The organism is Bacillus sp. LUNF1 (assembly GCF_011008975.1).
GTDB classification, from domain to species: Bacteria; Bacillota; Bacilli; order Bacillales; family Bacillaceae; genus Bacillus; species Bacillus velezensis.
This window is the reverse complement of sequence record NZ_CP048876.1, coordinates 1,090,278-1,115,481: the sequence shown is the minus strand read 5'-3', so window position 1 is coordinate 1,115,481 and position 25,204 is coordinate 1,090,278. Positions and strand designations below refer to the sequence as shown.

Below are 25,204 nucleotides of genomic sequence, written 5' to 3'. Positions count from 1 at the left end.
CAGCAGGAAGAAGATATAATCCTGTTTGCGGATGAGAGCCGTTATACGGTTTTCAGCCGTTCATCCTGTCATTCAGAACAAAAAAAACCGATTTCTGCTGAGAGAAATCGGTTTGTTATGATGCAAAGTGTTTCTTTATTGTATATAACGCATGATCAGCGATCACCAATTTGCCGTATTCTTCAAGACGGTGAATGCTGACTGATGATTCGTGCGCGTACTCCAACAGGATGCTTAGCTGATTTTCAACCTCTTCATCAGTTTGCTCATAAAAATCTGCATATAAATAATATCGGTCTTCAAACGAATACAGGGTCGTTTTAATTCCGTTAAGATTCAATTTTGATAGCGAGATGAGATCCTCAAAATCATCGAACCGCAAAGTGAACTGAAGCTTTTGCTCCTTATCTTCCCGGCTCTCGGCCTGCTCTTCTTTCTGGAAATCATCAAGTAAAGCATCGAGATTTTCATCTGCCGGCTCTTGTTTTTTATCTTCCGGGATCGGCAGTTCGAGTTTTTGTCCGTCCTTGGAAAGCTGGGCTTTTGTTACGATTATTTCCAGTCCTTTGTCCAATGCCTGAACCTGAATCCAAAGAGGACCCTCGACAGCGAATTCCTCTTCATCATGCACTTCATCCATGACTTCCCAGAACAGTTCTTCACTGCGCTCGCGATTGTACCAGATTTCTTCTCTGTCAAAACCGCGATCTTCAATATCACCATAAGACATATAAAATTTTACAGTATGCTCATTAATTCTTTCTATTTCCATTTTGCCAACCTTCCCTTCTTTATAAGATGTTGAAGGGACATCTAAGCTCCCGATGAATAGTACTTTACTACACTTTACCCATTCCGTCCACATCTTAACCTTATAGAAGACAGCGCAAATTCTTTATATTTCTATTTTATGATAAAACAGTTATAAAAGAAATAAAAAAGCATTTTCACAGCGAAAAACAGGCTTTCTCCCGGTTCCCATCATAAATAGCGCACTGCTTCATATATTAGCTGTACAAGCAATCGATCTATAAGCGAGGTGTTACCATGCCGCACGATTACCTGCTGTCCCTTCTGCTTATTATCGGGATTGACCTTATTCTCGGCGGTGACAATGCCGTCGTCATCGCGATGGCCAGCCGGAATCTGGCCCATAAACAAAGACAGCAAGCGATCATCTTCGGAACATTTATCGCAGTCATCTTGAGAATCGTTCTGACGAGCGCTGCGGTCTATTTATTGAATGTTCCTTTTTTGCAATGCGCAGGCGGGGTATTTTTATTGTATCTCGGCTATCAGCTTCTGATTGAGAAGAAAGATGCGCAGCATGTGAAAAGCAGTTCTTCTCTTTGGAAAGCCATCCGCACAATCGTTCTGGCTGATATCTTTATGTCGCTTGACAACGTCATCGCAGTAGCCGGCGCTTCTCACGGTGAGCTGACACTTGTAGTGATCGGTCTCTTCATCTCGGTGCCGATTATCATTTGGGGCAGCAAGCTCGTTCATGCCGCCATGGAAAAAATGCCTTTATTGATGTATGCCGGGAGCGGTCTTCTCGCATTTACCGGCGGTGAAATGATTGCCAGAGACAGCAAGCTGTCATTTTTCATGGCTGAACACGGCATTATACAAATGATGCTGCCGATTTTGACCGTCGTATTTGTTATCCTCGCCAGTATGATTTACCAGCAGACTGAAAAATAAAAAAAGCCCAAACCGCGATGGTTTTGGGCTTTTTCCATGCTTATCGTAAGCTTATATCAGTTGGCAAGACGCTGTGCTTCTCTTAATTGGAAAGAACGCACTTTTCTTGGCAGGAATCGTCTGATTTCATCTTCGTTATAGCCGACTTGCAGACGTTTTTCATCAATGATGATCGGACGGCGGAGCAGTCCCGGATGCTCATTGATTAAAGTATATAAGTCTTGAAGCGGCATAGATTCAACATTTACGTTCAGTTTCTGGAATACTTTAGAACGGGTAGAGATAATTTCATCCGTACCGTCTTCAGTCATACGCAGAATCTGCTTGATCTCATCAATTGATAACGGCTCGGAGAAAATGTTTCTCTCTACAAACGGAATCTCGTGCTCTTCAAGCCAAGCTCTTGCTTTTCTGCATGACGTACAGCTAGGTGATGTGTATAATGTAACCATTAATCTTCACTCCTCTAATTAGTAGGATGAACATGTTTGTATTCTCAAATTGAAATGACTTTAAAAAAGGAATCTTTATAGGTATTATACTATAAAAAAGTAAGTGTGAACAGTCTCCTGAGAAAAAAATGTGTCAATCCGGCAAATTTACGGCTGGCGGATGTTTCCCCATTCTCAATTAGCTCAGCTGATCGAAAATGTTTTTTCGTTTTTTCTCATCAATGACTTTGAGAACTTCATCCGTTTTTTCGTATGATTCTCCGTACCATTTTTCATCTTTATAAGTGTGAATGTTTTCATATGTCTGTTTCATTGCTTCAAACATTTCTTCTTCTGATTCCGTCTTAGGTGACCAGTACAGAATCTCCATTTTGTTCACTTCATTCGTAGCCAATGACCGGCGCCGATACCCGATTGACTGCGCATGCTTGAAATGCTCTCTTTGATAAAAACGCAAGCGTTTCTGTGTATCCGTGTCATCCTCGTCAACAGGCTCCACCTCAAGCAGAATCGGCTTGTTTTTCTTTTTCAGCCTGCCGATCAGCTTGCTTCCGAGGCCTTGTCCTCTGGATTTCTTTGACACAAACAGGTAATCAATAAAGATGAAAGAGTCAAATTCCGCATACATCAGCACGTGGTACTGCCCCTCTTCTTTATGATAAACATCGCTTTGCTCCTTTAACAGAGCCTCCATATGCGATTTTGATTTCATTTCTTCAATCGGAAAATATTCACTCAGCTTTTCGTACCAGTTCATTCATTTGCTCCTTATGGGTTCGTTGTCTTCACACTTTTAGATATACCCCATTTCCGATTGTTTAAACAATCTTACATCTATTAAGACGTGTGATCCTTTAACATGGTTTCAATTTTTTTAAAATGGTGTGTAATCGACGTTTTTGGTATAACGGTTTGCCGCGTCCCATAATAAAAATTCGTCAATTCCTTCATCATGCAGCGCTTTAACCTGGTCTTCCACCTGGCGTTTCCCGTACTTTTGATAATTTCCGCTGCCGAGATATGATGCCGTGAAGTCCTGAAGCCACGGACGCGATACAGGCGGGTGTTTCAGCTTAGACAGTTTTTTATTTTCCACCTTCGCGTATTCTTTGACGACTTTGTAAGGCTCAAGATCCGGTTTATCAATGCCGAAATAGCTTGTCCAATGGCTCGGATAAATCATGGATGAAATGACATCGACCTGTTCTGAAATTTTGCTGAAATTCTGGCCGATCCCAGGCGCTTCCGGCAGCGTGGCTGAATAGCCGAAAATATCAACCGACACATCCGCGCCGTACGGCTTGAGTTTTTTCTTCGCATAACCGACAAAATCGGTGACGGCATGAACGCGTTTTTGCACATTGCTGTCTGCTGTTTTCCCGTAATCGCCGTGACCGTATGTCAGTTCGTCATCACGTTTTTCAAATCCTTCAGGAAAACGGACATAATCAAACTGAATTTCTTGAAAACCCATCTTTACGGCTTGTTTTGCAATCTTTACATTGTAATCCCATACTTCTTTCATAAACGGATTGACGAACGATTCGCCGCGGCCGTTTTTCCAGACACTTCCGTTTTTTTCTTTAAAGGACCACTCCGGCTTTTTGTTCGCGAGTTCGCTGTCTTTAAATACGACAATACGCGCAATCGGATAGATCTTTTTTTCCTCCAGCTTTTTCATCATCTTTTTTGGGTCTTTGATGTACGGCTTGGCGATTTCGGCATACTCAGAATGGCCGTCCGGCTTAAAGGTGAGGTTTCCGTTGTCATCCTTGACATCAATCACCATTGTATTGAGTTCCGTTTTGTCCACAAAGTCTGTCAGCTCCCCGAATTTGCTTCCTCCCGCTGAATGCCCTGTGACGTAAATGCCCCGCACCTTATCAGGATGTGAAAAATGCAGCCCTGACGGATAAGCGAACCGTGCATTTGATTTCGGCAGTTCTTTTTCAGCCAGCGCTATTTTTACAAGCGGCTGCTCCTCTTTCGCAGCGGCGTGGGCCGGATAAGCGGCTGCACTGATAAACAGTCCCGCACAAATGGCGCACAAAATGGTTTTCATACTGATCTCCCCCTTTTTTTCCATTATAGAAAAACGGGAGCAGGCTTAATAAACTTGAATGTGCGCAAAAAAATCCTCCAAGACTGAGTCTTGGAGGATGATACTTTTATAGATAGGTTTTAAATTCAGCTTCTGTGCACATGACAAAATGTCCCGGTTTCACTTCTCTGAATTCCATTTTTTCTCCTTCCTGGAGCTGATGAACTGCCGGATCGTATTTCTTTCGCATGCGATTTCTTTCATAGTCCGGATCAGGAAGCGGGATAGCGGACAGCAATGATTTCGTATATGGATGAAGCGGGTTTTCGTAAAGCTCATCCGCCGGCGCAAGCTCCACCAATTTTCCGAAATACATGACGCCGATGCGGTCGCTGATGTATTTGACCATTGATAAATCATGGGCGATAAACAGGTAAGTGAGCCCTTTTTCTTTCTGCAATTCTTTCATTAAATTGACGACTTGCGCCTGAATGGAGACATCAAGCGCCGAAATCGGTTCGTCCGCGATGATAAACTCCGGATCAACCGCCAGCGCTCTGGCGATTCCGATACGCTGGCGCTGTCCGCCCGAAAATTCATGCGGGTAGCGGTTGGCGTGCTCTTTATTTAAACCGACCGTTTCCAGCAGTTCGTGAACCCGCTGCATCCGCTCTTTTTTCGTTTTTGCCAGGCGGTGAATATCTATTCCCTCGGCAATAATGTCGGCGACTGTCATTCTCGGATTTAAAGATGCGTACGGATCCTGGAAAATCATCTGCATTTTCCGGTTAAATTCCAGCAGCTTCTTGCGGGATTTTTTCCCGTGGACATTTTCCCCGTTAAAGAGAACTTCCCCGCCGGTTGCCTCATACAGCCGGATAATACTGCGGCCCGTCGTTGATTTACCGCAGCCCGATTCTCCGACAAGGCCGAGCGTTTCGCCTTTATAAATATCAAATGACAAATCATCTACGGCTTTTACCGTTCCTTTCTGCGTGAAAAAATGCTGTTTTAAATGTTTGATTTCGAGAAGTTTCTCAGTCATTTTTTTCACCTTCCTTCATTAAAACAGGATGCTGATACGTATTCGGAAGCTGACGGATTTTAGCCTTCACCGCTTCAGGGGGCTCGACCTTAGGCGCATCAGGATGCAGAAGCCACGATTTCACAAAATGCGTATCAGACACTTTATACATCGGCGGTTCCTGTTCAAAGTCAATTTTCATCGCATATGAGCTGCGGAGCGCAAATGCATCCCCTTTCGGAGGATTCGTCAGATCAGGCGGCGTGCCCGGGATGGCCGTCAGTTTTTCCTGATCGGTGCTGTCCAGGCTAGGCATTGAGGCAAGCAGCCCCCACGTATACGGATGGCGCGGATCATAAAAGATTTCATCCACCGTGCCCGATTCGACGACCTGACCTGCGTACATGACGGCGACCCGGTCGGCGACATTGGCGACAACGCCAAGATCATGCGTGATAAAAATGATAGACGTATCAATTTTCTTTTGCAGATCTTTCATCAGCTCAAGGATCTGTGCCTGAATCGTCACATCAAGCGCTGTTGTCGGTTCATCGGCAATTAACAGTTTCGGATTTGCCGCAAGCGCCATCGCGATGACGACACGCTGTCTCATCCCGCCTGAAAATTCATGGGGGAATTGGCCGATCCGTTTTTCGGGCATCGGAATCCCGACGAGATCAAGCAGCTCTATGGCGCGCTTTTTCGCCGCTTCACTTGAGATTTTTTCATGTTTGAAAAGCACTTCCGTAATTTGTTTGCCGACTCTCATCGTCGGGTTCAGAGAGGTCATCGGGTCTTGGAAAATCATTCCGATGTCCTTTCCTCTGATGGCCTGCATTTCTTTTTCAGACATCGGCACGATATCGCGTCCGTCAAAAAGAATCTGTCCTCTTTTAAAGTAGCCCGGCGGCATCGGAATCAGCTTCATAATCGCTTGGGAGGTCACACTTTTTCCGGAACCCGACTCCCCCACGATCGCCAGCGTCTCTCCTTTATTCAAATGGAAATTCACGCCGCGGATTGCCTGTACCTCTCCGCCGTATGTTTTAAATGAAATGGCTAAGTCTTTTACTTCTAGCAAACGTGTCACTCATATCACTCCTTATTTGCGTAACTTAGGATCCAGCGCGTCTCTTAACCCGTCGCCGACAACGTTAAAGCCGAACATCGCCAGGCAGATAAAGCCGGCAGGGAAGAACAGACGCCAAGGGTAATAGGTTAATGCAGGCAATCCGTCTGAGGCCATCGTTCCCCAGCTCGCAAGCGGCGCAGGTACGCCGAGGCCCAAATAACTTAAAAACGCTTCTGTAAAAATCGCCGTCGGAACCGTCAGTGTCATCGTTACGAGGATAGAGCCCATCGCGTTCGGGACGATATGCTTAAACAAAAGCCGGCCGGTTTTGGCGCCGAGTGTCTGTGAAGCAAGCACATACTCCTGATTCTTTAATTGCAGCACCTGTCCGCGGACGATTCTCGCCATATTGATCCAGCCCGTGATTGTCATGGCGACGATAATGGTGAGCAATCCTTTCGGCAGGACAACCATCAGCAAAATAACCATTAATAATGAAGGAACAGCCCACAGAATGTCGGCGATGCGCATCATCACTTCATCTGTGCGTCCGCCGCGGAATCCGGAAATGCTGCCCCAGATTACGCCGATTAATAAATCAAGCACGGCAGCTGCGACTCCGATAAAGATGGAAATCCGCGCGCCCACCCATGTCCGGACGAATATATCCCTTCCAAGGTCATCGGTGCCGAACCAATGATCTTTCGACGGTGCTTTATCCGCATTTAATAGATTGGTAGTGGCATAATCATACCTTGAAAAGAAAGGCGCTAAAATCGCCATCAGAATAATAAGAACGATCAGTACGAGCCCGACCATCGCAAGCTTATTGCTGCGGAAGCGGAGCATGGCGTCTTTCCAGAGGGAAAGGCTTTTTTTATTTATTTTTTCGGCATCGCCGGCATTAGCTGAAGCTGGTTCAAACATATTTTTAGGAATGTTCTGCATGGTCTAGGCTCCTTTCTTTGCTTTGGAAAGCTTGATTCTCGGATCGATTAATCCGTACAGCACGTCTACAATTAATACGCATAAAAGCAGGAGCACGCTGAAGAACACGGTAACTCCCATAATGACCGTATAATCACGGTTTGTAATGCTGTTTACAAAATGCGCGCCTAAACCGGGAATTCCGAAAATGGATTCAATGATGAAACTTCCCGTTAAAATGGATGCCGCCATCGGCCCCATATATGTCACGACCGGCAAAAGCGCGTTTCGCAGCGCATGGCGCACGGTGACTGACGGACGGGAAAGTCCTTTAGCTTTTGCAGTCCGTATGTAATCGCTGTTTAACACTTCAATCATGCTTGAACGGGAGAGTCTGGCAATGAACGCCATCGGCATGGAAGCGAGCGCAATAGAGGGCAGAAAGGTGTATGCCCAGGATTCCCACCCTGCGACCGGGAACAGTTCTAATTTAATTGAGAAAATATATTGCAAAATCGTCGCCAATATAAAGCTCGGAACTGAGATCCCAAAGATCGTTAAAATCGCAATGGTATAATCCTGCCATTTATTATGGTACAGGGCAGCAAGCACCCCGAAAAGCACACCGAACGCTAAAGCGAGGAGAATAGCTTCTGCACCGAGAGTGAATGAGACGGGGAAGCCTGAATTGATTAAATCATTAACACTTTGGCCTTTATATTTAAAAGAAGGTCCGAAGTCCCACATCGCCACAGATTTTAAGTAGCTGGCATATTGAACGAAAAGAGGCTTGTCCAGGCCATAGTGTTCGTTTAAGTTTGCCTCAATTTCAGGCGGCAGCTTTCTTTCGCCGGAAAATGGTCCGCCCGGCGCTGCCTGCATTAAGAAGAATGTGGCGGTCACAATCACAAACAATGTGATGATCATGTAAATGAATCGTTTACCGATATATTTCAGCAAGGTGAACACCTCCATGTTTTTTACAATTTTATACTTAATCAGTAAGAAAGGTATATGGGGACATCCTCCCCATATACCTTGGGCCTTTTGTTTTCAGAACCGTCTTTTATTCAAAAGAAGCGTTTCTGAAGTAAACTTCGCCTGTTCCTGTCAAGATCACATTTTTGAGGTTTTTATCCTGCACCCAAGGATCCGTATAGAAATAAACTGGGGCGACCGGCATTGCGTCAATAAAGATCTTTTCTGCTTTTTTCAGCTCTTCGATACGTTTATCCGGATCCGTTTCAAGCTGAGATTGGTTCAGCAGCTTTTTAAACTCAGGATCTTCCCATCCGGTATCATTGTTTCCGCCTTCTTTATCACGGAACAATTCAAGGAAGTTGATCGGATCGTTGAAATCGCCGAGCCAGCCCATACGCGCGATTTGGTAGTTCTGGCTGTGCAGCTTGTCGATGTAAACATTCCATTCGGAGTTATCAAGCTCAACTTTGACGCCCAAGTTCTTTTTCCACATTTCCTGTACGGCCTGCGCGATTTTCGCATGCGCGTCATCTGTATTAAAGGACAGTTTGATCGCCGGAAGGTCAGAGGCATTCTTAACGCCTAATTCCTTCAGTCCTTTATTTAAGAATTCTTTAGCTGATTTGACGTCATTGTCTTTGAAATAACCTTTTGTGTTATCCTTGAATCCCTTCATTGACGGCGGCACCGCAGCCATAGCCGGGATTTGTTCGCCCTGCGTTACATTTTTCACGATGGACGAGCGGTCGATCGCATAAGCAAGGGCTTTACGGATGTTGACATTGTTCAGCGGTTTCTCTTCTGTGTTGAATTTGTACCAATACACGCCTGCGATCGGTTCAACGTGAAGAGATCCGTCTTTTTTCAATGTCGGCAGAGATTCAGTCGGAAGCTGGCCGAGCGGCATTCCTGCCCAGTCAAGCTCACCGGCCTGGAATTTTTTCAGTTCGGTGTTGTTATTGTTAATCATCACCATGTTGATTTTCTTCAATTTCACAGCGTCTTTATCCCAATATTGATCGTTCTTTTCGAGCGTGATGGAACCGCTGTGTTTCCAGGCCGTCATTTTGAATGGGCCGTTTGACACATAATTCTCGCCCGCGTTTGTGTTCCAGTTTTTATGTTTTTCCGCAATTTTCTTGTTGACCGGCATATACGTATAGAATGAAGTTAATTGGGTGAAATAAGGTGTCGGGTTATTCAGTTCAACCTTTAATGTTTTGTCATTTACGGCTTTTACGCCTACATCATCAATCTTGCCTTTTCCTGTATTGGCAGCTTCAGCGCCTTTGATGTAGTAGAGCTGATAAGCGTATTGTGATTCGTTGTTCGGGTCAAGCGCCCATTTCCACGCGTATTCAAAATCCTGCGCCGTCACAGGGTCGCCGTTAGACCATTTCGCACCGTCACGAATCGTAAATGTATAGGTCTTTCCGTCTTTGCTTGTTTCAATTTTAGATGCCATTCCTTCTTCAGGCTCACCTTTGGAGTTTACGCGTGTCAATCCTTCAAAAGTCTGTCGGATTACGCCTCCTGAAACGGAATCATTCGCTAAACCCGGATGCAGTGAGAACGGCTCGGTTTTAATATTGATATTAAGTGAAGTCTGTCCTTTGGTGTCGCCTGATCCGCCGCTGAATCCGCCGCACGCACTTAATACAAGCGAAAAGATAAGCATCAAACCTACAATAGACCAACGCTTTTTCATGCACTAACCCCCTAATCAAATTTTTCAGCCTTTACTACTAAATACTCAGAAATATCAGACAAAATAACTTAATATTTTTCTAAACTTTAATTGTGTTCCGTCTTTTCTGATTATTTTATGTAAAGAAGCTGTAACAATAGAGTGAACAAGTTCATTATAATGAAATGAATAATTTATTGCAATACTATTTTCTCAATTTAAAATATTTAAATTTGGTCAGTTTTTCTGTCAAAAAGGTGATACACTTCTATAGTTTAAAGCATGACCTAACTAAATTTTTTTATTGCAATTTCCAGTTCATATTGCTTTTTACATATAATATTCGTTATACGAAATGTTGATATACGTTATCATTTAAGCATTTTCAGTTCTTTTTGAGGATTTCCATCCCTTAAGCAAACTGGAAATAAGCTTGTATTCCTCTGATGACATTTGGCTATAATTGATTTATAATAGATCAATCAAATACATTTGTTGTGATTGCGATGATGAAGAATAGTACACATTTTCATCCGTTTGAAGAGAGTCTGCGGTGCTGGGAGCAGGTAACGGGCAATGTGGAATGGACTTCTGAGCAGCTGACCGAACGTTAGTAGGCCCAGCCGGAGCAGCCTCCGTTACCAACGTCTCGAGCGATTCCATTGTAATGGAATAATCAGGGTGGCACCACGGTTCATTCGTCCCTTTTTTCTACGGGAAGAATGGGCTTTTTTTATTATGTTTTAAGAAATGAGGTAAGAACTATGAAGAAAACGATTTTTTCAGGCATTCAGCCGAGCGGTTCCGTTACCCTCGGCAACTACATCGGCGCAATGAAACAATTTGTCGATTTGCAGCATGACTACAACGGCTACTTCTGCATTGTCGATCAGCATGCGATTACGGTTCCGCAGGATCGGCTTGAACTGCGGAAGAACATCCGCAATCTCGCGGCTCTTTACGTGGCCGTCGGACTTGATCCTGAGAAAGCGACCCTCTTTATCCAGTCGGAGGTTCCCGCTCATGCCCAGGCGGGGTGGATGCTCCAATGCGTCGCATATATCGGCGAGCTTGAGCGGATGACGCAATTTAAGGATAAGTCAAAGGGCAAAGAAGCCGTCGTTTCAGGCCTGTTAACCTATCCGCCGCTGATGGCCGGCGATATTTTACTGTACGGAACGGATCTTGTTCCGGTCGGAGAAGACCAAAAACAGCATCTTGAACTGACCCGCAACCTGGCGGAACGCTTTAATAAAAAATACAATGACATCTTCACGATTCCTGAGGTGAAAATTCCTGAATCAGGCGCGCGCATCATGTCACTGGCTGATCCTCTCAAAAAAATGAGCAAATCAGATGCGAACCAAAAGGCATTTATCACGCTGCTTGATGAGCCGAAGCAGCTCGAGAAGAAAATCAAGAGCGCCGTGACTGATTCTGAAGGCATTGTAAAGTATGATAAAGAAAACAAACCGGGCGTTTCTAATCTTTTGACGATCTATTCTATTTTAGGAAACACATCAATTGAAGAATTAGAAGCTGAATATGAGGGCAAAGGGTACGGTGAATTCAAAAGCGATTTAGCCGAAGTCGTTATCGGCGCATTGACACCGATCCAAGAGCGCTACCGTGAATTAATTGAGAGCGACGAGCTTGACCGCATTCTCGACGAAGGAGCGGCGCGCGCAAACAAAACGGCCGGCAAAATGGTGAAGAAAATGGAAAACGCCATGGGTCTCGGACGGAAAAGAAGATAAAGAAAAGAGGCGGGGATTCTCCCGCCTCTTTTTTTAGTTCACTTTTGATTCCTGCTCCATTTCCCAAAGCTTTTCGAAAAACGGCTGCCCTTTAATCAAATTTTCACAGAACGCAAGATGTTTATCTGACCAGCCTTCAATTGTTTCATTGTAAAGCATGTCCCAGATCTCTTCAAAGCTCATCCGTTTGATCTGCTCATACATATGCGGATTCCATTCCGTGTACCAATACACAATTTCCGCACGGTTTTTCAGCCCTTTCAGCTGGTCGAGCGCCATAAACATCAGCTGCTTGATCTGCCGCTCTTTTCTCGTCAGCCCTCTGACGTGCTCCGGCGCCAATGACAAAATGTGATATTCCTTTGAAGACTCCAATTGCGCCGGCTCAAATTGAAACGATTCCGGTTCTACATCCTTTACCATTTCATAAACAAGCTGCTCCTGTCTCGGAATCAGGCGGCTCTTTCTGACCGGAATGGTATATCCGATCGTATCCACGGCAATGATGCCGATCCCGTCTGTCACGACAAAACAGTACTCCAGCTTTGTCCGCTCATGATTTTTTCGCACGTATGACTTTTGATGGACTTGGTCTAGCAGCTCTTTCGGAAGCTCTGATAAGTCGTTTTCTATGTAATGAAATAATACCGACGGCACTCTGAGCAGCGGCGTCTGATCCAAAAGCTCAACCGTGTCTTCCTTCCGCCATTCGTGAAAATGGCACACATTGTAGCCGTTTTCTTCCCCTTCAAACCAATTGACCCATACATCATGAAGAAATAACATATTCGACCCCTCACTTTATAAAAACTGTTGTCCACAGTATAGGCAAGGGATAGATAAATTATTCCATTTCAATATGAGATTTCCGCATTACGGAACTGGATTTCCGACTGCATTGCAACAAAAAAATCTCCCGTTCCGTCCGGGAGATCATTTCACATTTTTCGGATCAAGCGCATCACGCAGCCCGTCACCGACAAAGTTAAAGCACAATACAGTAAGAAGGATGAACAATCCCGGAAATAACGGGTACCACCAAGCCTGAATCATAATCGTAAAGTTCTGTGCATCCTGAAGCATATTGCCCCAGCTTGCGATCGGCGGCTGAATCCCGAAACCGAGATAACTTAGCGCCGATTCGGCCAGAATAACCGATCCGACTTTTAAAGTGGCTGACACAATAATCGGTCCCAGCGCATTGGGCAGGATATGTGAAAAAATAATTTTATGTGTTTTTGTTCCGATTGTTTTAGCGGCTAATACATATTCTCTCGATCGCAGGGATAAAAATTCTCCCCTGACCAAACGCGCGGTTGTCGTCCAGCCTGTCAGACAGAAAATTAAAATTAATTTATCCACGCCTGGCTTAAAGATTGTAACAAGCGTAATCAATAAGAAAATATCAGGAATGGAAAGAACTATATCCACCAACCGCATAATAACAGCATCTGCGAAACCTTTAAAATAACCCGCTATCGCTCCTAAAATCGTCCCGATAAAAATAGAGCCGACAACAGAGGCAAATCCGACTAGTAAAGAGATTCGCGCGCCGTATAGAACACGGCTGAAGATGTCACGCCCGAATTTATCCGTTCCCATCAAATGTTCAAGACCCGGCGCTTTAAATTTATCAAGCAGGCTTTGCTGCTCTTGAGAATAAGGAGCAATCACCGGTGCAAAAATCGCTGACATAATAATCACGAACAGAATAACAGCACCTGCAACCGCCAGTTTATTTTTCGAAAACTTTTCCCAAAAGATTTTTGTCATGGTTTCCGGTTTCTCAGCAATATTTTCTTTCAGCCCGATCTCCGGTGACGGAGATGTGTTCAGCTCAGCCATCGATGTCCCCCCTTTTAATATTCAATTCTCGGATCAACCACTGCGTATAAAATATCAGCGACAAGGTTGCCAATGACCACAAGAACAGCTGAAATGACGGTCATCGCCATAATGACGGGATAATCACGCTGAAACGCTGAATCAACAAACAGCTTTCCTAACCCCGGCCATGTGAAAATTTGTTCGACAACGACAGATCCTCCGATAAACGAGGGAATCATCAAACCGAAAATTGTAATGACGGGTAATAATGCATTTCTCAATCCATGTTTAAATAATACACGGTTTTCCTTGAACCCTTTCGCTCTCGCTGTACGGATATAATCCTGATTTAATACATCAAGCATATTGGATCTCGTATATCTCGTCAGTCCGGCCATGTCAGCTGTAGCTAATACGAATGCAGGCAGAATTAAATGATGAATCCGGTCAAATATATTGAAATCGGCATTCAGCGTCTCGACACCGCCGGTCGGAAACCAGCCGAGATTTACTGATAAAATCATAATCAAAATTAATCCAAACCAAAAGTTTGGAATGGCCAGACCTATAAATGAGGTAAACGTAATGCCATAGTCGAGCTTTGAATAAGGCCGCTTTGCCGACAGGACACCAAACGGAATAGAAATCATAAGAGCCAAAATCGTTGAAACGAGCATCAGCAGCAGCGTATTGGGCATTCGGGCCATAATCAATTCTGAAACAGGCGTTCCTTTTCTGACAATAGACGTTCCGAAATCGCCCTGCACCATGTTGCCGAGCCACTTTAAATATTGAACGTACTGAGGATCATTCAAACCGTATTTTTCAATAAACTGCTCTCTGTCAGCCTGGCTGATTTTCGGGTCCATCATTAATGTCATCGGATCTCCGGGCGCGGCTTTCATAATAACAAATGATAAAATTGTAATTCCCAATAAAATCGGGATAGACATTAAGGTTCTTCTGATAATATATGCAGCCATATACTTGTCCCCCTTTACTTTCCTTATTAAAAACAGAAGAGGGAGAAAACGCTCTCCCTCCCCTTTAAGGGAAAATTATTTTGCAAGCCACCATTTTTCGATATTATACAATTCACGTTTCGGATGATATTTGAATCCTTCAAGATTTTGCGGCATTGCCATATGATTGTTAGGGTAATACAAGAACGTATACGGCTGATCTTCCGCAATTTTTTGATAGATCTGCTCATATTCTTTTGAATATTGCTTTCTGTCACTGATTGATTTTGCATCTTTCATGAGCTTATCCGCTTCGGCATTTTTATACCAAACGTAGTTTAAGCCCTTTTTAATCTGGCTTGAATGGAAGATGTCATATTGATCTGGGAATGTGGATAAACTCCATCCCATGACCATTGCATCAAAATCCCAATTCGGAGGGTTCATTTGTTCAACGAGAGCGCTCCATTCAACGATTTGGGTCTTCACTTCAATGCCGATTTTTTTCAGCTGTTCCTGGACGACGACAGCGATGTCTTCACGGACTTTGTTTCCTTGGTTCGTTTTAAGGGTAAACGAGAATTTCTTTCCGTCTTTATCCAGGATGCCGTCACCGTTTGTATCTTTCCAGCCGGCTTCTGCAAGCATCTGTTTCGCTTTTTTCTCGTTGTACGCAAATTTCGGAACTTCTATATCTTTAGGATAGTTCCAAGATAAAGGGGATTCCGGAATGTAGGCTACCTTGCCGTCTCCGTCTAATACTTGGCTGACGATTGACTCGCGGTCAAGAGCGGTTGTCAGCGCCTGACGGACCTTTTTATCTTTAAATAATTCATTTTTTTCATTCCACCCGATGTACACGTAACTTAATGCCAAATCAGTAACGACTTTCAGATTATTAAATTTTTCAGCCGTTTTGTAGTCAGTCGCGGGCACATTAAAGAAATTAATATCGCCTGCCTGCAGCTGAGCAACGGCAGCATTTGCGTCGGGAATGACTTTATACGTTACAGTATCTAAATACGGTCTTCCTGCAAAATAATCATTATTCGCTTCGAGTTTAATATATTGGCCCTGCTTCCATTCTTTAAACTTAAATGGTCCTGAACCGATCGGTTTCTTTCTGTTAAACTCATTTTCTTCTAAATCAGCAATCGGAACATTACCGAGAATGTGCTTCGGCAGAATGGCTGTGCTGTCTAACGCATTATTGTAAAAATTACCGTCTTTATATTTCAGCTTGAACAATACTTCGTAATCGCCTTTTTTCTCTACGGATTTCAGCATTTCATATGTTGATCCGCGTTCTCCCTTGTAATCTTTGCTTAAAGGGACACTGTACGTAAATACGACGTCATCTGCAGTCAGTTCTTTCCCGTCATGAAACTTAACGCCTTTCTTGATTTTCACATCATATGCAAGGCCGCCGTCTAATTCTTTAATGCTTTCAGCGAGTGATAATTTCACGTTCAGTTTTTCATCCGTTTTCGTTAAAAAGCTGTACAGCATATTTTCAATATCCGTACTTGCGTCATCCGTAGAATACAGAGAGTTAAAAAGTGTGGGTTCCCCGATTGACCCGACAACCAAATCTCCGCCTTTTTGCGGTTTTCCTGCCGGTTTGGATTCGGTGCTTGTGGATTTTGAGCCGGAGCAGGCGGACAGGAAGATGGCGAGCGCCATAAAAACACTTAGCATCATCAGTGCGCTTTTACGTAATTTCATATCAATTCCCCCTTTGTGATATATATGCAGCAAACTGGTTATGTAATCCGGCATACCCCCTCTCGATGCTTGTCATTTCAGGCATATAAATGGCAGGCGACGTAATGGCCGGGAGCGGCTTCTTCAAATGCCGGGATTTGTTCCTTGCAGATCGGTTTGGCCATCGGGCACCGCGTGTGGAACACGCAGCCTTTCGGCGGGTTTGCCGGGCTTGGCAGTTCTCCTTTCAGGATGATTCGTTCCCGCTTGACGGCGTCTTTTTTTCTCGTGACGGGCACTGAAGACAAAAGCGCTTGCGTATAAGGGTGAAGCGGATTGCCGTACAGCTCGTGTTTATCGGTCAGCTCCATCATTTTTCCCAGATACATGACGCCGACTCTGTCGCTGATATGGCGGACAACACTCAAATCATGAGAAATAAACAAATAGGTCAGGTTGAATTCTTCCTGCAGTTCTTCCATCAGATTGATGACCTGGGCCTGAATGGAGACATCGAGTGCGGAAACGGGTTCATCCGCAATAATCAGCTCGGGATTCAATGTCAGAGCCCGCGCAATCCCGATCCGCTGGCGCTGCCCCCCGGAAAATTCGTGCGGATAGCGGTTTGCAAAGCTCGGATGAAGGCCGACTTTCGCCAGCAGCTCCTCCACTCGCTCGTTCCGCTCGCTCATGCTGTACATATGGTGAGTCTGGAACGGCTCTTTAATGATGGAACGCAGCGTTTTCCTCGGGTTAAGGGATGCGAAGGGATCTTGGAAGACCATCTGGATGTTTTTGCGGACGCTTTTTCTCAGCTTTTCTTCAGATAAGCCGGAGATATCCTGACCCTTAAAAAGAATCCGGCCGTCTGTCGGCTTGTATAAACGGATCATCGTCCTTCCCGCCGTTGATTTGCCGCACCCTGATTCCCCGACGATGCCGAGCGTCTCCCCGCGCTTCAGTGAAAAAGAAACGCCGTCAACAGCCTTTATATCTCCGACTTTCCTTTGAAAAAAACCGGAGCGGATCGGGAAATATTTTTTTACGTCTTTCAGCTCTAAAATCGTTTCTTGGCCTGCAGCTGTCATTTTGATTGGGCACCCTCTTCCTCATATAAAAAACACCTTACAGAACGGCCGCTTTCATGCGTTATCAGCTCCGGCTGCCCTGTTTTGCATTTGTCCATCGCTTTTGAACACCTCGGGGCGAATCGGCAGCCTTCCGGAAGATTATCCGGTGTCGGGACACTGCCTTTGATCGCTTTTAATGTATCAATCTCTCCATCTATCACCGGTATGGAGTTTAACAGCCCTTCGGTATACGGATGAAGAGGGTTTAAAAATAAGTCCTCCACACTCGCGCTCTCTACGACTTGTCCGCAGTACATCACGATCACCCTGTCGGCGGCCTCGGAAACGACACCTAAATCGTGAGTGATCAGCAGAATAGAAGTATCGAATTTTTTGCAGAGGTCTTTCATCAGCTCCAATACTTGGGCTTGTATCGTCACATCAAGCGCCGTCGTCGGCTCATCAGCGATCAGAAGCTTCGGATTGCAGCTGAGCGCGATGGCGATCATCACCCTCTGCCTCATCCCTCCGGAAAGACGGTGCGGATATTCTTTCATCACTTGTTCCGCTCTGGAGAATCCGACGAGTTCCAGAAGCTCAACGGCTTTTTTAGCCGCTTCTCTTTTATTCATTTTTTTATGGTATTCAAGCACTTCGGTAATTTGTTCGCCGATGGTCAGCACCGGATTCAGGGAAGTCATGGGCTCCTGAAAGATCATAGAGACGTCATTTCCGCGGATTTTGCAATATTCGTTTTCGGTGAAGGAGGCCAGGTCCCTGCCTTCAAGCTTAATCGAGCCGTCCATAATTTTTCCGCCCGAGCCTTGGACAAGTCCCATAATAGAAAGCGAGGTGATGCTTTTGCCCGAGCCGGATTCTCCTACAAGAGCGACGGTTTCGCCTTTGTTAATGTGAAAATCAACCCCGTCGACTGCGGGGATCGGCTGTTTCTTTCTGAAAAAATAGGTCTTTAAATTATTCACTTCTAATAGTGTGCTCATGATACGCCCCTTTCTCATTCCGCTGAAGCAGAGGGAAACATACGTTTCGCTATCACAAAATATAGAATAGTCGAAAAATTTTATAGTTGTATATTATTACATCATTATTACAAAAGCAAGAATTTTTTAGGATAAATGTAATATCCTTAAATAATTTCCATTCTTTTAATCTATTAATGCGTTGCCTCCAGAAAGGTTTTTGAAGGGATGGCCAATGCTTCTTTTACTGTTTTTTGATGGTCGGTTAAATATTTTTTTACTATATTGAATCCGACAGCATAGCCGAGCATTGAGGGGAAGTATCCTTTTCCGTATAACAGCTGGGAAAACATTCTGCTGTCTCTCGTTAAGCGGAGGTTCGGCTTGACTCTTTTTTCAAACAGAAAATCAAGCTGCTCAGGCGTATAGTATGACGTCCATTCCGCCGTAAGACTTGAGCCGAACCGCTCATACACAGCATATTCTGCCAGCCCCTCCATCATGATTGTATCAAGAAATGTCTCATCTTTTTCGTCCTTTGTCACATGTTCTAACCGGCAGACGTGATTATATTCATGTGTCATAAGGGCGGATACAGCTGAATTGGAACTATCCGACGATAGAAAGAGGAACATTTTGTCCCGAAAGGCCAGACCGGATTTTGATCCGAATTCCTGACGGATTTTCCGGTTTCGTTCATCGACGGGCAAAACTACGATCGGCACGTCCGGCCCGTTCCACTTCTCCTTTAAATAGGCTTCCTCCTTTTGAATATGGCTGTAGCATCCTTTTTCTTTCAGCCGTTTACTGGTCCTAACGCCGTCCTTCAGATGGCGGAACATGCCGTGGTTTTGCAGCATCCCGAGTATCGGCTTCCACTCTTTCTTATCGGCCCCTGAAAAAAGCGGCAAAAGATGCGGGGCCAGATCATTTACGGATGCCGCCTTTTCCATCCATTGATATGTCTGCTTGACGCTCATACCGGTTCGCCTCCTCTTGTTGTTATCATATGCACGCACAAAAAAACCGGCCACCTTTTTCAGGCAGCCGGTCAAAACTGTATTATTGATATTTTTTAAAGATCAAAGTGGCATTATGTCCGCCGAAGCCGAGCGAGTTGCTGAGAACGACGTTGACATCCTGCTCGCGCGCTTTGTCCGGTACATAATCTAAATCACACTCTTCATCAGGTGTTTCGATGTTAATCGTCGGCGGGATAATGCCGTCTTTAATGGCCATGACGGAGAAGATTGCTTCAATTCCTCCGGCAGCGCCTAACAAATGACCCGTCATTGATTTTGTCGAACTGACGGCAAGCTTGTACGCATGATCACCGAAAACGGTCTTAATGGCTTTTGTCTCGTATTTATCATTGTAGTACGTGCTTGTGCCGTGAGCGTTGATGTAATCAATTTCTTCAGGCTTGATGCCCGCATCTTTGATTGCTTCCTGCATCGCTCTCGCACCGCCTTCCCCGTCTTGGGCAGGCGCGGTAATGTGGTAGGCGTCACCCGTTGAGCCGTAGCCGACAATTTCCCCGTAGATTTTCGCACCGCGGGCAAGGGCATGCTCAAGCTCTTCAAGCACGATGATCCCCGCGCCTTCTCCCATGACAAAGCCGTCACGGTTTTTATCAAACGGGCGGCTTGCCGTTTTCGGATCAGGATTTGTAGAAAGGGCTTTGTTTGCGCTGAAGCCCGCAAATGACATTCTTGTCAGCGGCGCTTCTGTTCCGCCCGTAATCATCGCATCGGCATCGCCGCGCTGAATGACTTTAAACGCGTCACCGATAGAGTTCGTTCCCGTCGCACATGCCGTCACCGTACAGGAGTTGACTCCTTTTGCTCCGAGAGCGATTGAGATTTGGCCTGTCGCCATATCAGGAATCATCATCGGAACAAAGAACGGGCTGACCCTTCTCGGCCCTTTTGTCAGGAAGATTTCGAATTGGGATTCAAGCGTTTCAAGACCGCCGATTCCGGACCCGACCCAAACGCCGACTCTCGACGCGATCTCGTCTGTGATGTTAAGACCGGCATCTTGAACGGCCATTTTCGCGGCTACGACAGCGTATTGCGTGAAGCGGTCCATTTTTCGCGCTTCTTTTTTATCCATGTGATTTTCAATATTGAAATCTTTCAGTTCAGCAGCTACTTTCGCCGGATACTCGTCCGATTCCACACGTGTGATCGGTCCGATTCCGGATACGCCGCCGATTGCATTTTTCCAGCTTGTTTCGGCGTCGTTTCCAAGCGGAGACAGGGCTCCAAGCCCTGTAACGACTACTCTTTTTTTACTCATCTTGTGTGCACCTCACTTTTTTTTATCGTCCCCAGCGTATTGCTATGGCGCCCCATGTCAATCCTCCGCCGAAACCGACCATGACGATGACGTCGCCGTCTTTAATTTTGCCTGCTTCCAGTTCCTCTACTAATGAAATCGGAATGGATGCTGCGGATGTGTTTCCATATTTATGGACTGTTTTAGACATCTTTTCAACCGGAAGCTCCAAACGTTCCCGTGCCGCTTCCATGATGCGGATGTTTGCCTGATGCGGAATCAAAAAGTCTACGTCCTCTTTGGAGAGGCCGGCTTTTTCAATGACATTTACACTCGATTCACCCATTTGCCGGACGGCGAATTTGAATACTTCTCTTCCATGCATGATTGTATGCCCTTTTTCATCTAAGTACAAGTGCTGGCCGCCTGTACCGTCTGCTCCGAGCTCAAATGACAGTATGCCTCTGTCGTCGCTGACCGGTCCGATGACCGCCGCTCCGGCTCCGTCTCCGAACAGCACAGCCGTATTGCGGTCGTCCCAGTCGGTAATGCTTGAGAGCTTTTCCACGCCGACCACGAGGACATGTTTGTATGTTTGCGATTCAATGAATTGTTTGGCGGTTACGATACCGTACATAAAACCCGCACACGCGGCGCTGATATCCATCGCGCACGCTTTTTTGGCCCCGAGCTTCTCTTGTATCATACAGGAAACGGTCGGGAAAGACTGGTCAGGAGTAACCGTCGCCACGAGGATCATATCAAGCTCCTCAGCGGAAATGCCGGCCTGATCAAGCGCTTTTTGCGCAGCCTCAGCGGCCATGCCGGATGAATACATATCTTCCGCGGCGATTCTTCTTTCTTCTATACCTGTTCTCGTACGAATCCACTCGTCCGATGTATCTACCATTTGTTCAAGATCATGATTTGTCAGCACTTTTTCCGGGATGTAACGGCCGACGCCAAGAATTCCAGCTTTCATTGGAAAAGACTCCTTTTTTATAATGAATTTAAAACTAATTAGTTATGATCAATTATTAGTATCAGGTACTAATTCTACCCTATTTTTTTTCTGTTGGCAATATATTCGTCTAAACTATCGGACGCTGCTCCTCATAGAATAAAAGGAAGACGAAAGGAGGCTTCACTATGGATATTTTCTCCAAAATGATGTTCGGCGATTCCAGAGACCGGGATAAAGAAACGGAAGAAACCCCTGAGCAGCCTCAGGCTGAAAACGAAGAAGAGATCGATTACAACCACGTGATGAATCAGCTGGGGTCCATCATGAACTCTCTGGATCAATTAAAGCCCGTATTTAAAGACTTCGCGCCGATGGTGTCCGCTATAAAGAAAAAAATCATGTGAAAAGCCACTTCATGAAAAGTGGCTCTCTTTATTTATTCAGCTCCCCGGCATCAGATCTGCCAAGCTCATACGCTTCCGCCATGACCGATGTAAACAGGTCCATAAACGGCTGAATCATTTCCATAGACAGATCTATGCCGGATTTCTCAAGCTCCGCCTTTGCTTCCGGCAGGTATTTCATTGCGATCTGCATAAATTCAAGAGACTTTTCATGCTGCATGTGTATCCACCTCTATTCATTTGACGGCAGTTCATTTGTTCGGTTATACGTTTTTACAAGGTCTGAGATTTTGTCTTGAAATGCTTTGTCCACCAGAGGGCTGAACGTCCCCATTTCAACGACTCCTTCCCTGAAATCAAAGTTGTGATCTCCGCTCTTGAGCGTACCTTTATTATATTGCTCGGCAATTAATGTATAGGCTTTATCTACGTTTTGCACCGTGCTTGTCAGCACCGTGTTTTTGCCGAGATTCGATTGCTCGGCGACATAGCCGATGGCGTAAAGCCCGTCTTTTTTGATTTGCTGAATGACAGGAACATTATACCCGTCTCCGGCCGGATATACAACATCCGTGCCTTCCGCTTTTAACTTTTCGTAAAGATGCAGCGCTTCATTGCCGTTATCCCAGTGGTCCGTAAATTCAGTATTGACGGTGATATCAGGCTTTTCATATTTCGCCCCTTTGATAAAGCCGTCTACTTCAGGCTGCCACAAAAAGGAGGCGATGACGCCGACCTCATTGGTTTTTGACATATGGGCGGCCGTCATTCCCCCGAAAAAGCCCATTGCTTCTCCCATAAGGTGAACGCTTGTGACATTGTCGCTTTTCGCCGTTCCGTTTGCGACGACGAATTCCATGTCGGGATAATCCTTGCTGATCATATTGAAGATTTCCTCGTATTCATTTCCGTGCCCGTATAAAAGATTGACTCCTTTTTTATGAAAATCATCTATCGCTTTTAAAATATCTTCATCGGATCTGATATTTTCTTTATAATAAACGTCAACGTTAAATTCAGATTGTATCGCTAATAAACCTTTGTAACCTTTTGTGCCCCATACCAAGTCACTGATGGTATCGGGAAAAAGCATTCCGACCTTCTCAATTTTTCCTTTAAACGGAGTTTGTGCGCATCCGCTCAATAAAAGGAGGAGAGAAAAGATCATGACAAGCCTGGTGATCAAGCCATGTTCAACCCCTTTTCAAACTCATAACATATATAATTGATATACGTTTATTGTAGCGGTAATGCACATAACATGGAAGGTATTTCTTAAAAAATGTCGAATATTGATGAAAATTGTCTTTTCCATTCTTTAATTTTTTCTTCCGCTTCCGTTTTTTGCGTTTTTTCTTTTATTTCCAGGGTAATAATCTGATTTTCGTCTTCTGTGCCGTCAGCCTCAAGCTGATTCATCAGCCCGCAGACTGCGTCTTCTAAAAAGATCCTGCTCTCGCCATCTTCTTTTGCTTCCGTCCACGGACCGTAAAGGGGAGGAAGGATAATCGCTTTTGCCGTATCCCGCTGACCGTTTTTTTCCCAGTCTCCGTGATCCTCACTGTAAACAATCCAATATAAAGGCTCAGCCCTTTCTTCAGGCAGACACCCGCTCCCGTATTGAACGCAGATACGATCGTATTCCTTTTCACCGATTTCATCTATTATTTGAAAAAGCCCGTTTCTCGCGAGCCACATTAAACGTTCTTCTAAATACAGCTGCCTCTTTTTGTCCTCCGGTTCTGCCAAAATGACATCGACATGCACACCCTCATCCATCAACCGTTCGCACAATGAAAGGCCGAGAAATTCATCTGCTCCAATGATCAGCGCTGTCTTCATCACATCTGCCGCCTTTCCGGTTTTTCATTCGCACACAAGCCAAACAGCCCTCTGAAAAGAGATGGCTGTTGTATTCTATTCATTACAGGTCTTTTTCATGACTGCGGAAAAACCGGCAGATGGCTCTGTACATGCGCGCAGGGTTCTCAAGCAGGTGATACGTGATATCAGTCTTGCTTCCGGTCTTTTCCCGGGCTTCTTTATACGCGTTCGCATGCAGGGTGTACGGGTACGGCGCTCCGGTCGTTCTTTGCCATATATGTACCGGCACGCGGGTGCGGCAGCCGGTAATGGTCTGATAGCTCAGTGAGCTTGCCTCTTTTTCAGAAACACCGAAGCTTTGTGCCGTTTCCCTCAGGAACTGCTTATAAAAAAACTTATTTTCTTTCTCTGATTCAAAATGGGCTTGAAGATCAAGACAAGGATCTAACATTGCGGCTGAACGGATATGCTCCGGTGAAGACTGCAGCAATTGATCGGCGATAAGGGCGCCCATGCCTTCTGCGAGCAAGTGTATTTTCGGATTGAGGGTTTCTTGTTTCAGCACATAATGCATCAGCTGTCTGGCGTAAAGGACGGCTTTTTCCGAACCCCAATGCCGTCCGTATAAATTGCTGTTAAAAATGGTGTACCCTCTGTCAAGCAGCACATGTAACAGCTGCTTTCTCCCTTCATGTTCGAGCCAAAAGCTTGAGTCCCGGCTGACAAAGTGGGTTCTGTCCCCCAGAATAAAGATACAGAAGCCGTTCGGCCGATACGGCAGATGGATGACGTTCGGCTCAGATCCGAATTGGAAAAATCTTTCCGTAATCCCCATGCCTGCCCGCCTCCTTTTACTCCTAATCTCTCTATTGGCTATCATATGTAGAAGAATGAAAACGGATCGGATAAACTCCTATTTGCTGCTATGTTTTGGCTATTATCCCAAGCACAGGAACCGAATTTTCCTTCAGACGGCCGGACAGGCGGGCACATGTCAGTTTCAGGCGCGCTTTTGATGAGAAAATGACCTTCCGCCCGCGCCTTATGTATGGTATGATACAACGTAGAATAAAATGAAGGACGAGGTGGAAACGTGCGGTTAGTTATCGGTTTTATTTGGACGTTCCTTTTAACACATATGGCCTGTTATTTGATCGCCTCCATGAACAGCGCGGCGTACAACTTCAAACAATCTTCCGTTATCGCCGTGGTTATTGCGGTGCTAGTCTTTGTTCTTGCGGAGATCATGCCTGTCAAACAGGATGCAAACCAGCATTAAATAAAAAAACCTGCTATTCAGCAGGTTTTTTTGTGTTCACGGTTTTCGTTGATACGTCCACAATCTGTTGTGGTTTGAAGTTTCAGGGAACATTTCTCCCACTGTGAGCTTGATTTTCTGCGGATTTTTGACCATGCTTCCCGTTTCGCCGATTTCAACGTACACACCGTTATTCGGCGCTTTTTGTCCCGGGCGGAATTGATGCTGCTGTCCCACGTCATTTCCTCCTTTTTCTTTTTTATGTAGTATGCGCTTGTATGCGGAG

General features: G+C 45.2%; 27 protein-coding genes and 1 other annotated feature. Of the genes, 4 read left to right on the top strand and 23 right to left on the bottom strand.

The genetic code is table 11. The features are described 5' to 3' along the window. Positions 1 to 115 precede the first annotated feature (115 nt). Positions 116 to 772 (bottom strand): adaptor protein MecA, encoded by a 657-nt coding sequence (gene mecA / locus G4O42_RS05735; RefSeq protein WP_003155032.1) that lies wholly within the window; start codon positions 770 to 772, stop codon positions 116 to 118. 275 nt (positions 773 to 1,047) lie between these two features. Between mecA and G4O42_RS05730 the strand changes: the two genes are divergently transcribed. Then, positions 1,048 to 1,704, top strand: a complete 657-nt coding sequence (locus tag G4O42_RS05730) for a TerC family protein (protein ID WP_032874459.1) — start codon at positions 1,048 to 1,050, stop codon at positions 1,702 to 1,704. Positions 1,705 to 1,760: 56 nt separating this feature from the next. On the opposite strand, the gene spx is transcribed toward G4O42_RS05730, so the two are convergent. The 8 genes from spx to G4O42_RS05690 form a co-directional block, all read right to left on the bottom strand. Continuing rightward, positions 1,761 to 2,156, bottom strand: coding sequence for a transcriptional regulator Spx (spx, locus tag G4O42_RS05725; protein WP_003155034.1), 396 nt, complete (start codon positions 2,154 to 2,156; stop codon positions 1,761 to 1,763). 178 nt (positions 2,157 to 2,334) lie between these two features. Beyond that, positions 2,335 to 2,913 (bottom strand): GNAT family N-acetyltransferase, encoded by a 579-nt coding sequence (locus G4O42_RS05720; RefSeq protein WP_032874457.1) that lies wholly within the window; start codon positions 2,911 to 2,913, stop codon positions 2,335 to 2,337. Positions 2,914 to 3,030: 117 nt separating this feature from the next. After that, positions 3,031 to 4,218, bottom strand: coding sequence for a putative glycoside hydrolase (locus G4O42_RS05715; protein WP_079891125.1), 1,188 nt, complete (start codon positions 4,216 to 4,218; stop codon positions 3,031 to 3,033). A gap of 106 nt (positions 4,219 to 4,324) precedes the next feature. Further along, the gene (gene oppF, locus G4O42_RS05710; protein WP_017417453.1) at positions 4,325 to 5,242 is read right to left on the bottom strand and encodes an oligopeptide ABC transporter ATP-binding protein OppF; all 918 of its coding nucleotides are present in this window, start codon (positions 5,240 to 5,242) and stop codon (positions 4,325 to 4,327) included. Next, the gene (locus G4O42_RS05705; RefSeq protein WP_003155039.1) at positions 5,235 to 6,311 is read right to left on the bottom strand and encodes an ABC transporter ATP-binding protein; all 1,077 of its coding nucleotides are present in this window, start codon (positions 6,309 to 6,311) and stop codon (positions 5,235 to 5,237) included. Before G4O42_RS05705 ends, oppF begins: the two co-directional genes overlap by 8 nt. Before the next feature lie 12 nt (positions 6,312 to 6,323). Further along, entirely contained in the window at positions 6,324 to 7,241 is a 918-nt protein-coding gene (oppC, locus tag G4O42_RS05700; RefSeq protein WP_032874455.1) for an oligopeptide ABC transporter permease OppC, read from the bottom strand. A gap of 3 nt (positions 7,242 to 7,244) precedes the next feature. Next, complete coding sequence (locus tag G4O42_RS05695) at positions 7,245 to 8,180, bottom strand: ABC transporter permease (RefSeq protein ID WP_014417417.1); 936 nt, start codon at positions 8,178 to 8,180, stop codon at positions 7,245 to 7,247. 106 nt (positions 8,181 to 8,286) lie between these two features. After that, positions 8,287 to 9,909 carry a peptide ABC transporter substrate-binding protein gene (locus G4O42_RS05690; protein WP_032874454.1) on the bottom strand — a complete coding sequence of 541 codons (1,623 nt, stop codon included), beginning with the start codon at positions 9,907 to 9,909 and terminating at the stop codon, positions 8,287 to 8,289. 476 nt (positions 9,910 to 10,385) lie between these two features. Then, positions 10,386 to 10,597 (top strand) — a binding site (T-box leader). A 55-nt stretch (positions 10,598 to 10,652) separates the two neighbouring features. On the opposite strand from G4O42_RS05690, the gene trpS reads away from it, so the two are divergent. After that, complete coding sequence (trpS, locus tag G4O42_RS05685; protein ID WP_032874453.1) at positions 10,653 to 11,645, top strand: tryptophan--tRNA ligase; 993 nt, start codon at positions 10,653 to 10,655, stop codon at positions 11,643 to 11,645. Between the two features lie 33 nt (positions 11,646 to 11,678). Here trpS and G4O42_RS05680 read toward each other — a convergent pair whose 3' ends face one another. The 9 genes from G4O42_RS05680 to G4O42_RS05640 form a co-directional block, all read right to left on the bottom strand. Further along, entirely contained in the window at positions 11,679 to 12,431 is a 753-nt protein-coding gene (locus G4O42_RS05680; RefSeq protein WP_007409116.1) for a YjbA family protein, read from the bottom strand. Positions 12,432 to 12,578: 147 nt separating this feature from the next. Continuing rightward, positions 12,579 to 13,490: an oligopeptide ABC transporter permease gene (gene opp4C / locus G4O42_RS05675; protein ID WP_007610598.1), complete on the bottom strand. Its 912-nt coding sequence runs from the start codon at positions 13,488 to 13,490 to the stop codon at positions 12,579 to 12,581. Positions 13,491 to 13,504: 14 nt separating this feature from the next. Then, complete coding sequence (appB, locus tag G4O42_RS05670) at positions 13,505 to 14,455, bottom strand: oligopeptide ABC transporter permease AppB (RefSeq protein WP_007610596.1); 951 nt, start codon at positions 14,453 to 14,455, stop codon at positions 13,505 to 13,507. A gap of 75 nt (positions 14,456 to 14,530) precedes the next feature. Further along, entirely contained in the window at positions 14,531 to 16,159 is a 1,629-nt protein-coding gene (locus G4O42_RS05665) for a peptide-binding protein (RefSeq protein WP_032874452.1), read from the bottom strand. A gap of 77 nt (positions 16,160 to 16,236) precedes the next feature. Next, positions 16,237 to 17,226 (bottom strand): ABC transporter ATP-binding protein, encoded by a 990-nt coding sequence (locus G4O42_RS05660; RefSeq protein ID WP_007610590.1) that lies wholly within the window; start codon positions 17,224 to 17,226, stop codon positions 16,237 to 16,239. After that, a complete protein-coding gene (locus G4O42_RS05655) occupies positions 17,223 to 18,209 on the bottom strand; it encodes an ABC transporter ATP-binding protein (RefSeq protein WP_029325950.1) in 987 nt (328 codons plus the stop codon). Before G4O42_RS05655 ends, G4O42_RS05660 begins: the two co-directional genes overlap by 4 nt. Before the next feature lie 173 nt (positions 18,210 to 18,382). Continuing rightward, complete coding sequence (locus G4O42_RS05650) at positions 18,383 to 19,168, bottom strand: DUF2268 domain-containing putative Zn-dependent protease (protein WP_029325951.1); 786 nt, start codon at positions 19,166 to 19,168, stop codon at positions 18,383 to 18,385. A gap of 82 nt (positions 19,169 to 19,250) precedes the next feature. Further along, the gene (gene fabF, locus G4O42_RS05645; RefSeq protein ID WP_032874451.1) at positions 19,251 to 20,489 is read right to left on the bottom strand and encodes a beta-ketoacyl-ACP synthase II; all 1,239 of its coding nucleotides are present in this window, start codon (positions 20,487 to 20,489) and stop codon (positions 19,251 to 19,253) included. A gap of 22 nt (positions 20,490 to 20,511) precedes the next feature. After that, a complete protein-coding gene (locus G4O42_RS05640; protein WP_007409122.1) occupies positions 20,512 to 21,450 on the bottom strand; it encodes a beta-ketoacyl-ACP synthase III in 939 nt (312 codons plus the stop codon). 167 nt (positions 21,451 to 21,617) lie between these two features. Between G4O42_RS05640 and G4O42_RS05635 the strand changes: the two genes are divergently transcribed. Further along, entirely contained in the window at positions 21,618 to 21,836 is a 219-nt protein-coding gene (locus G4O42_RS05635; protein WP_032874450.1) for a hypothetical protein, read from the top strand. Positions 21,837 to 21,864: 28 nt separating this feature from the next. On the opposite strand, the gene G4O42_RS05630 is transcribed toward G4O42_RS05635, so the two are convergent. The 4 genes from G4O42_RS05630 to G4O42_RS05615 all read right to left on the bottom strand — a co-directional run bounded on the left by G4O42_RS05630 (position 21,865) and on the right by G4O42_RS05615 (position 24,495). Further along, positions 21,865 to 22,056 carry a ComZ family protein gene (locus tag G4O42_RS05630; protein ID WP_003155061.1) on the bottom strand — a complete coding sequence of 64 codons (192 nt, stop codon included), beginning with the start codon at positions 22,054 to 22,056 and terminating at the stop codon, positions 21,865 to 21,867. Between the two features lie 12 nt (positions 22,057 to 22,068). After that, the gene (locus tag G4O42_RS05625; protein WP_007610578.1) at positions 22,069 to 23,022 is read right to left on the bottom strand and encodes a BMP family ABC transporter substrate-binding protein; all 954 of its coding nucleotides are present in this window, start codon (positions 23,020 to 23,022) and stop codon (positions 22,069 to 22,071) included. 89 nt (positions 23,023 to 23,111) lie between these two features. After that, a complete protein-coding gene (locus G4O42_RS05620) occupies positions 23,112 to 23,678 on the bottom strand; it encodes a hypothetical protein (RefSeq protein ID WP_032874449.1) in 567 nt (188 codons plus the stop codon). 82 nt (positions 23,679 to 23,760) lie between these two features. Continuing rightward, positions 23,761 to 24,495: a lipase family protein gene (locus G4O42_RS05615; protein WP_032874448.1), complete on the bottom strand. Its 735-nt coding sequence runs from the start codon at positions 24,493 to 24,495 to the stop codon at positions 23,761 to 23,763. A 258-nt stretch (positions 24,496 to 24,753) separates the two neighbouring features. Between G4O42_RS05615 and G4O42_RS05610 the strand changes: the two genes are divergently transcribed. Continuing rightward, positions 24,754 to 24,939 carry a YjzD family protein gene (locus G4O42_RS05610; protein ID WP_032874447.1) on the top strand — a complete coding sequence of 62 codons (186 nt, stop codon included), beginning with the start codon at positions 24,754 to 24,756 and terminating at the stop codon, positions 24,937 to 24,939. A gap of 36 nt (positions 24,940 to 24,975) precedes the next feature. Here the strand turns inward: G4O42_RS05610 and G4O42_RS05605 are convergent, their stop codons facing one another. Then, a complete protein-coding gene (locus G4O42_RS05605) occupies positions 24,976 to 25,155 on the bottom strand; it encodes a YjzC family protein (protein ID WP_003155070.1) in 180 nt (59 codons plus the stop codon). Positions 25,156 to 25,204 lie beyond the last annotated feature (49 nt).

What these genes read in the sequence shown, in the direction of transcription:
- mecA (WP_003155032.1), bottom strand. Translation starts at nt 772, where the DNA reads ATGGAAATAGAAAGAATTAATGAGCATACTGTAAAATTTTATATGTCT.
- G4O42_RS05630 (WP_003155061.1), bottom strand. Translation starts at nt 22,056, where the DNA reads ATGCAGCATGAAAAGTCTCTTGAATTTATGCAGATCGCAATGAAATAC.
- G4O42_RS05640 (WP_007409122.1), bottom strand. Translation starts at nt 21,450, where the DNA reads ATGAAAGCTGGAATTCTTGGCGTCGGCCGTTACATCCCGGAAAAAGTG.
- G4O42_RS05665 (WP_032874452.1), bottom strand. Translation starts at nt 16,159, where the DNA reads ATGAAATTACGTAAAAGCGCACTGATGATGCTAAGTGTTTTTATGGCG.
- G4O42_RS05620 (WP_032874449.1), bottom strand. Translation starts at nt 23,678, where the DNA reads ATGAAGACAGCGCTGATCATTGGAGCAGATGAATTTCTCGGCCTTTCA.
- G4O42_RS05690 (WP_032874454.1), bottom strand. Translation starts at nt 9,909, where the DNA reads ATGAAAAAGCGTTGGTCTATTGTAGGTTTGATGCTTATCTTTTCGCTT.
- oppF (WP_017417453.1), bottom strand. Translation starts at nt 5,242, where the DNA reads ATGACTGAGAAACTTCTCGAAATCAAACATTTAAAACAGCATTTTTTC.
- G4O42_RS05650 (WP_029325951.1), bottom strand. Translation starts at nt 19,168, where the DNA reads ATGAGCGTCAAGCAGACATATCAATGGATGGAAAAGGCGGCATCCGTA.
- opp4C (WP_007610598.1), bottom strand. Translation starts at nt 13,490, where the DNA reads ATGGCTGAGCTGAACACATCTCCGTCACCGGAGATCGGGCTGAAAGAA.
- oppC (WP_032874455.1), bottom strand. Translation starts at nt 7,241, where the DNA reads ATGCAGAACATTCCTAAAAATATGTTTGAACCAGCTTCAGCTAATGCC.
- spx (WP_003155034.1), bottom strand. Translation starts at nt 2,156, where the DNA reads ATGGTTACATTATACACATCACCTAGCTGTACGTCATGCAGAAAAGCA.
- G4O42_RS05720 (WP_032874457.1), bottom strand. Translation starts at nt 2,913, where the DNA reads ATGAACTGGTACGAAAAGCTGAGTGAATATTTTCCGATTGAAGAAATG.
- G4O42_RS05660 (WP_007610590.1), bottom strand. Translation starts at nt 17,226, where the DNA reads ATGACAGCTGCAGGCCAAGAAACGATTTTAGAGCTGAAAGACGTAAAA.
- fabF (WP_032874451.1), bottom strand. Translation starts at nt 20,489, where the DNA reads ATGAGTAAAAAAAGAGTAGTCGTTACAGGGCTTGGAGCCCTGTCTCCG.
- G4O42_RS05655 (WP_029325950.1), bottom strand. Translation starts at nt 18,209, where the DNA reads ATGAGCACACTATTAGAAGTGAATAATTTAAAGACCTATTTTTTCAGA.
- appB (WP_007610596.1), bottom strand. Translation starts at nt 14,455, where the DNA reads ATGGCTGCATATATTATCAGAAGAACCTTAATGTCTATCCCGATTTTA.
- G4O42_RS05615 (WP_032874448.1), bottom strand. Translation starts at nt 24,495, where the DNA reads ATGGGGATTACGGAAAGATTTTTCCAATTCGGATCTGAGCCGAACGTC.
- G4O42_RS05635 (WP_032874450.1), top strand. Translation starts at nt 21,618, where the DNA reads ATGGATATTTTCTCCAAAATGATGTTCGGCGATTCCAGAGACCGGGAT.
- trpS (WP_032874453.1), top strand. Translation starts at nt 10,653, where the DNA reads ATGAAGAAAACGATTTTTTCAGGCATTCAGCCGAGCGGTTCCGTTACC.
- G4O42_RS05680 (WP_007409116.1), bottom strand. Translation starts at nt 12,431, where the DNA reads ATGTTATTTCTTCATGATGTATGGGTCAATTGGTTTGAAGGGGAAGAA.
- G4O42_RS05715 (WP_079891125.1), bottom strand. Translation starts at nt 4,218, where the DNA reads ATGAAAACCATTTTGTGCGCCATTTGTGCGGGACTGTTTATCAGTGCA.
- G4O42_RS05730 (WP_032874459.1), top strand. Translation starts at nt 1,048, where the DNA reads ATGCCGCACGATTACCTGCTGTCCCTTCTGCTTATTATCGGGATTGAC.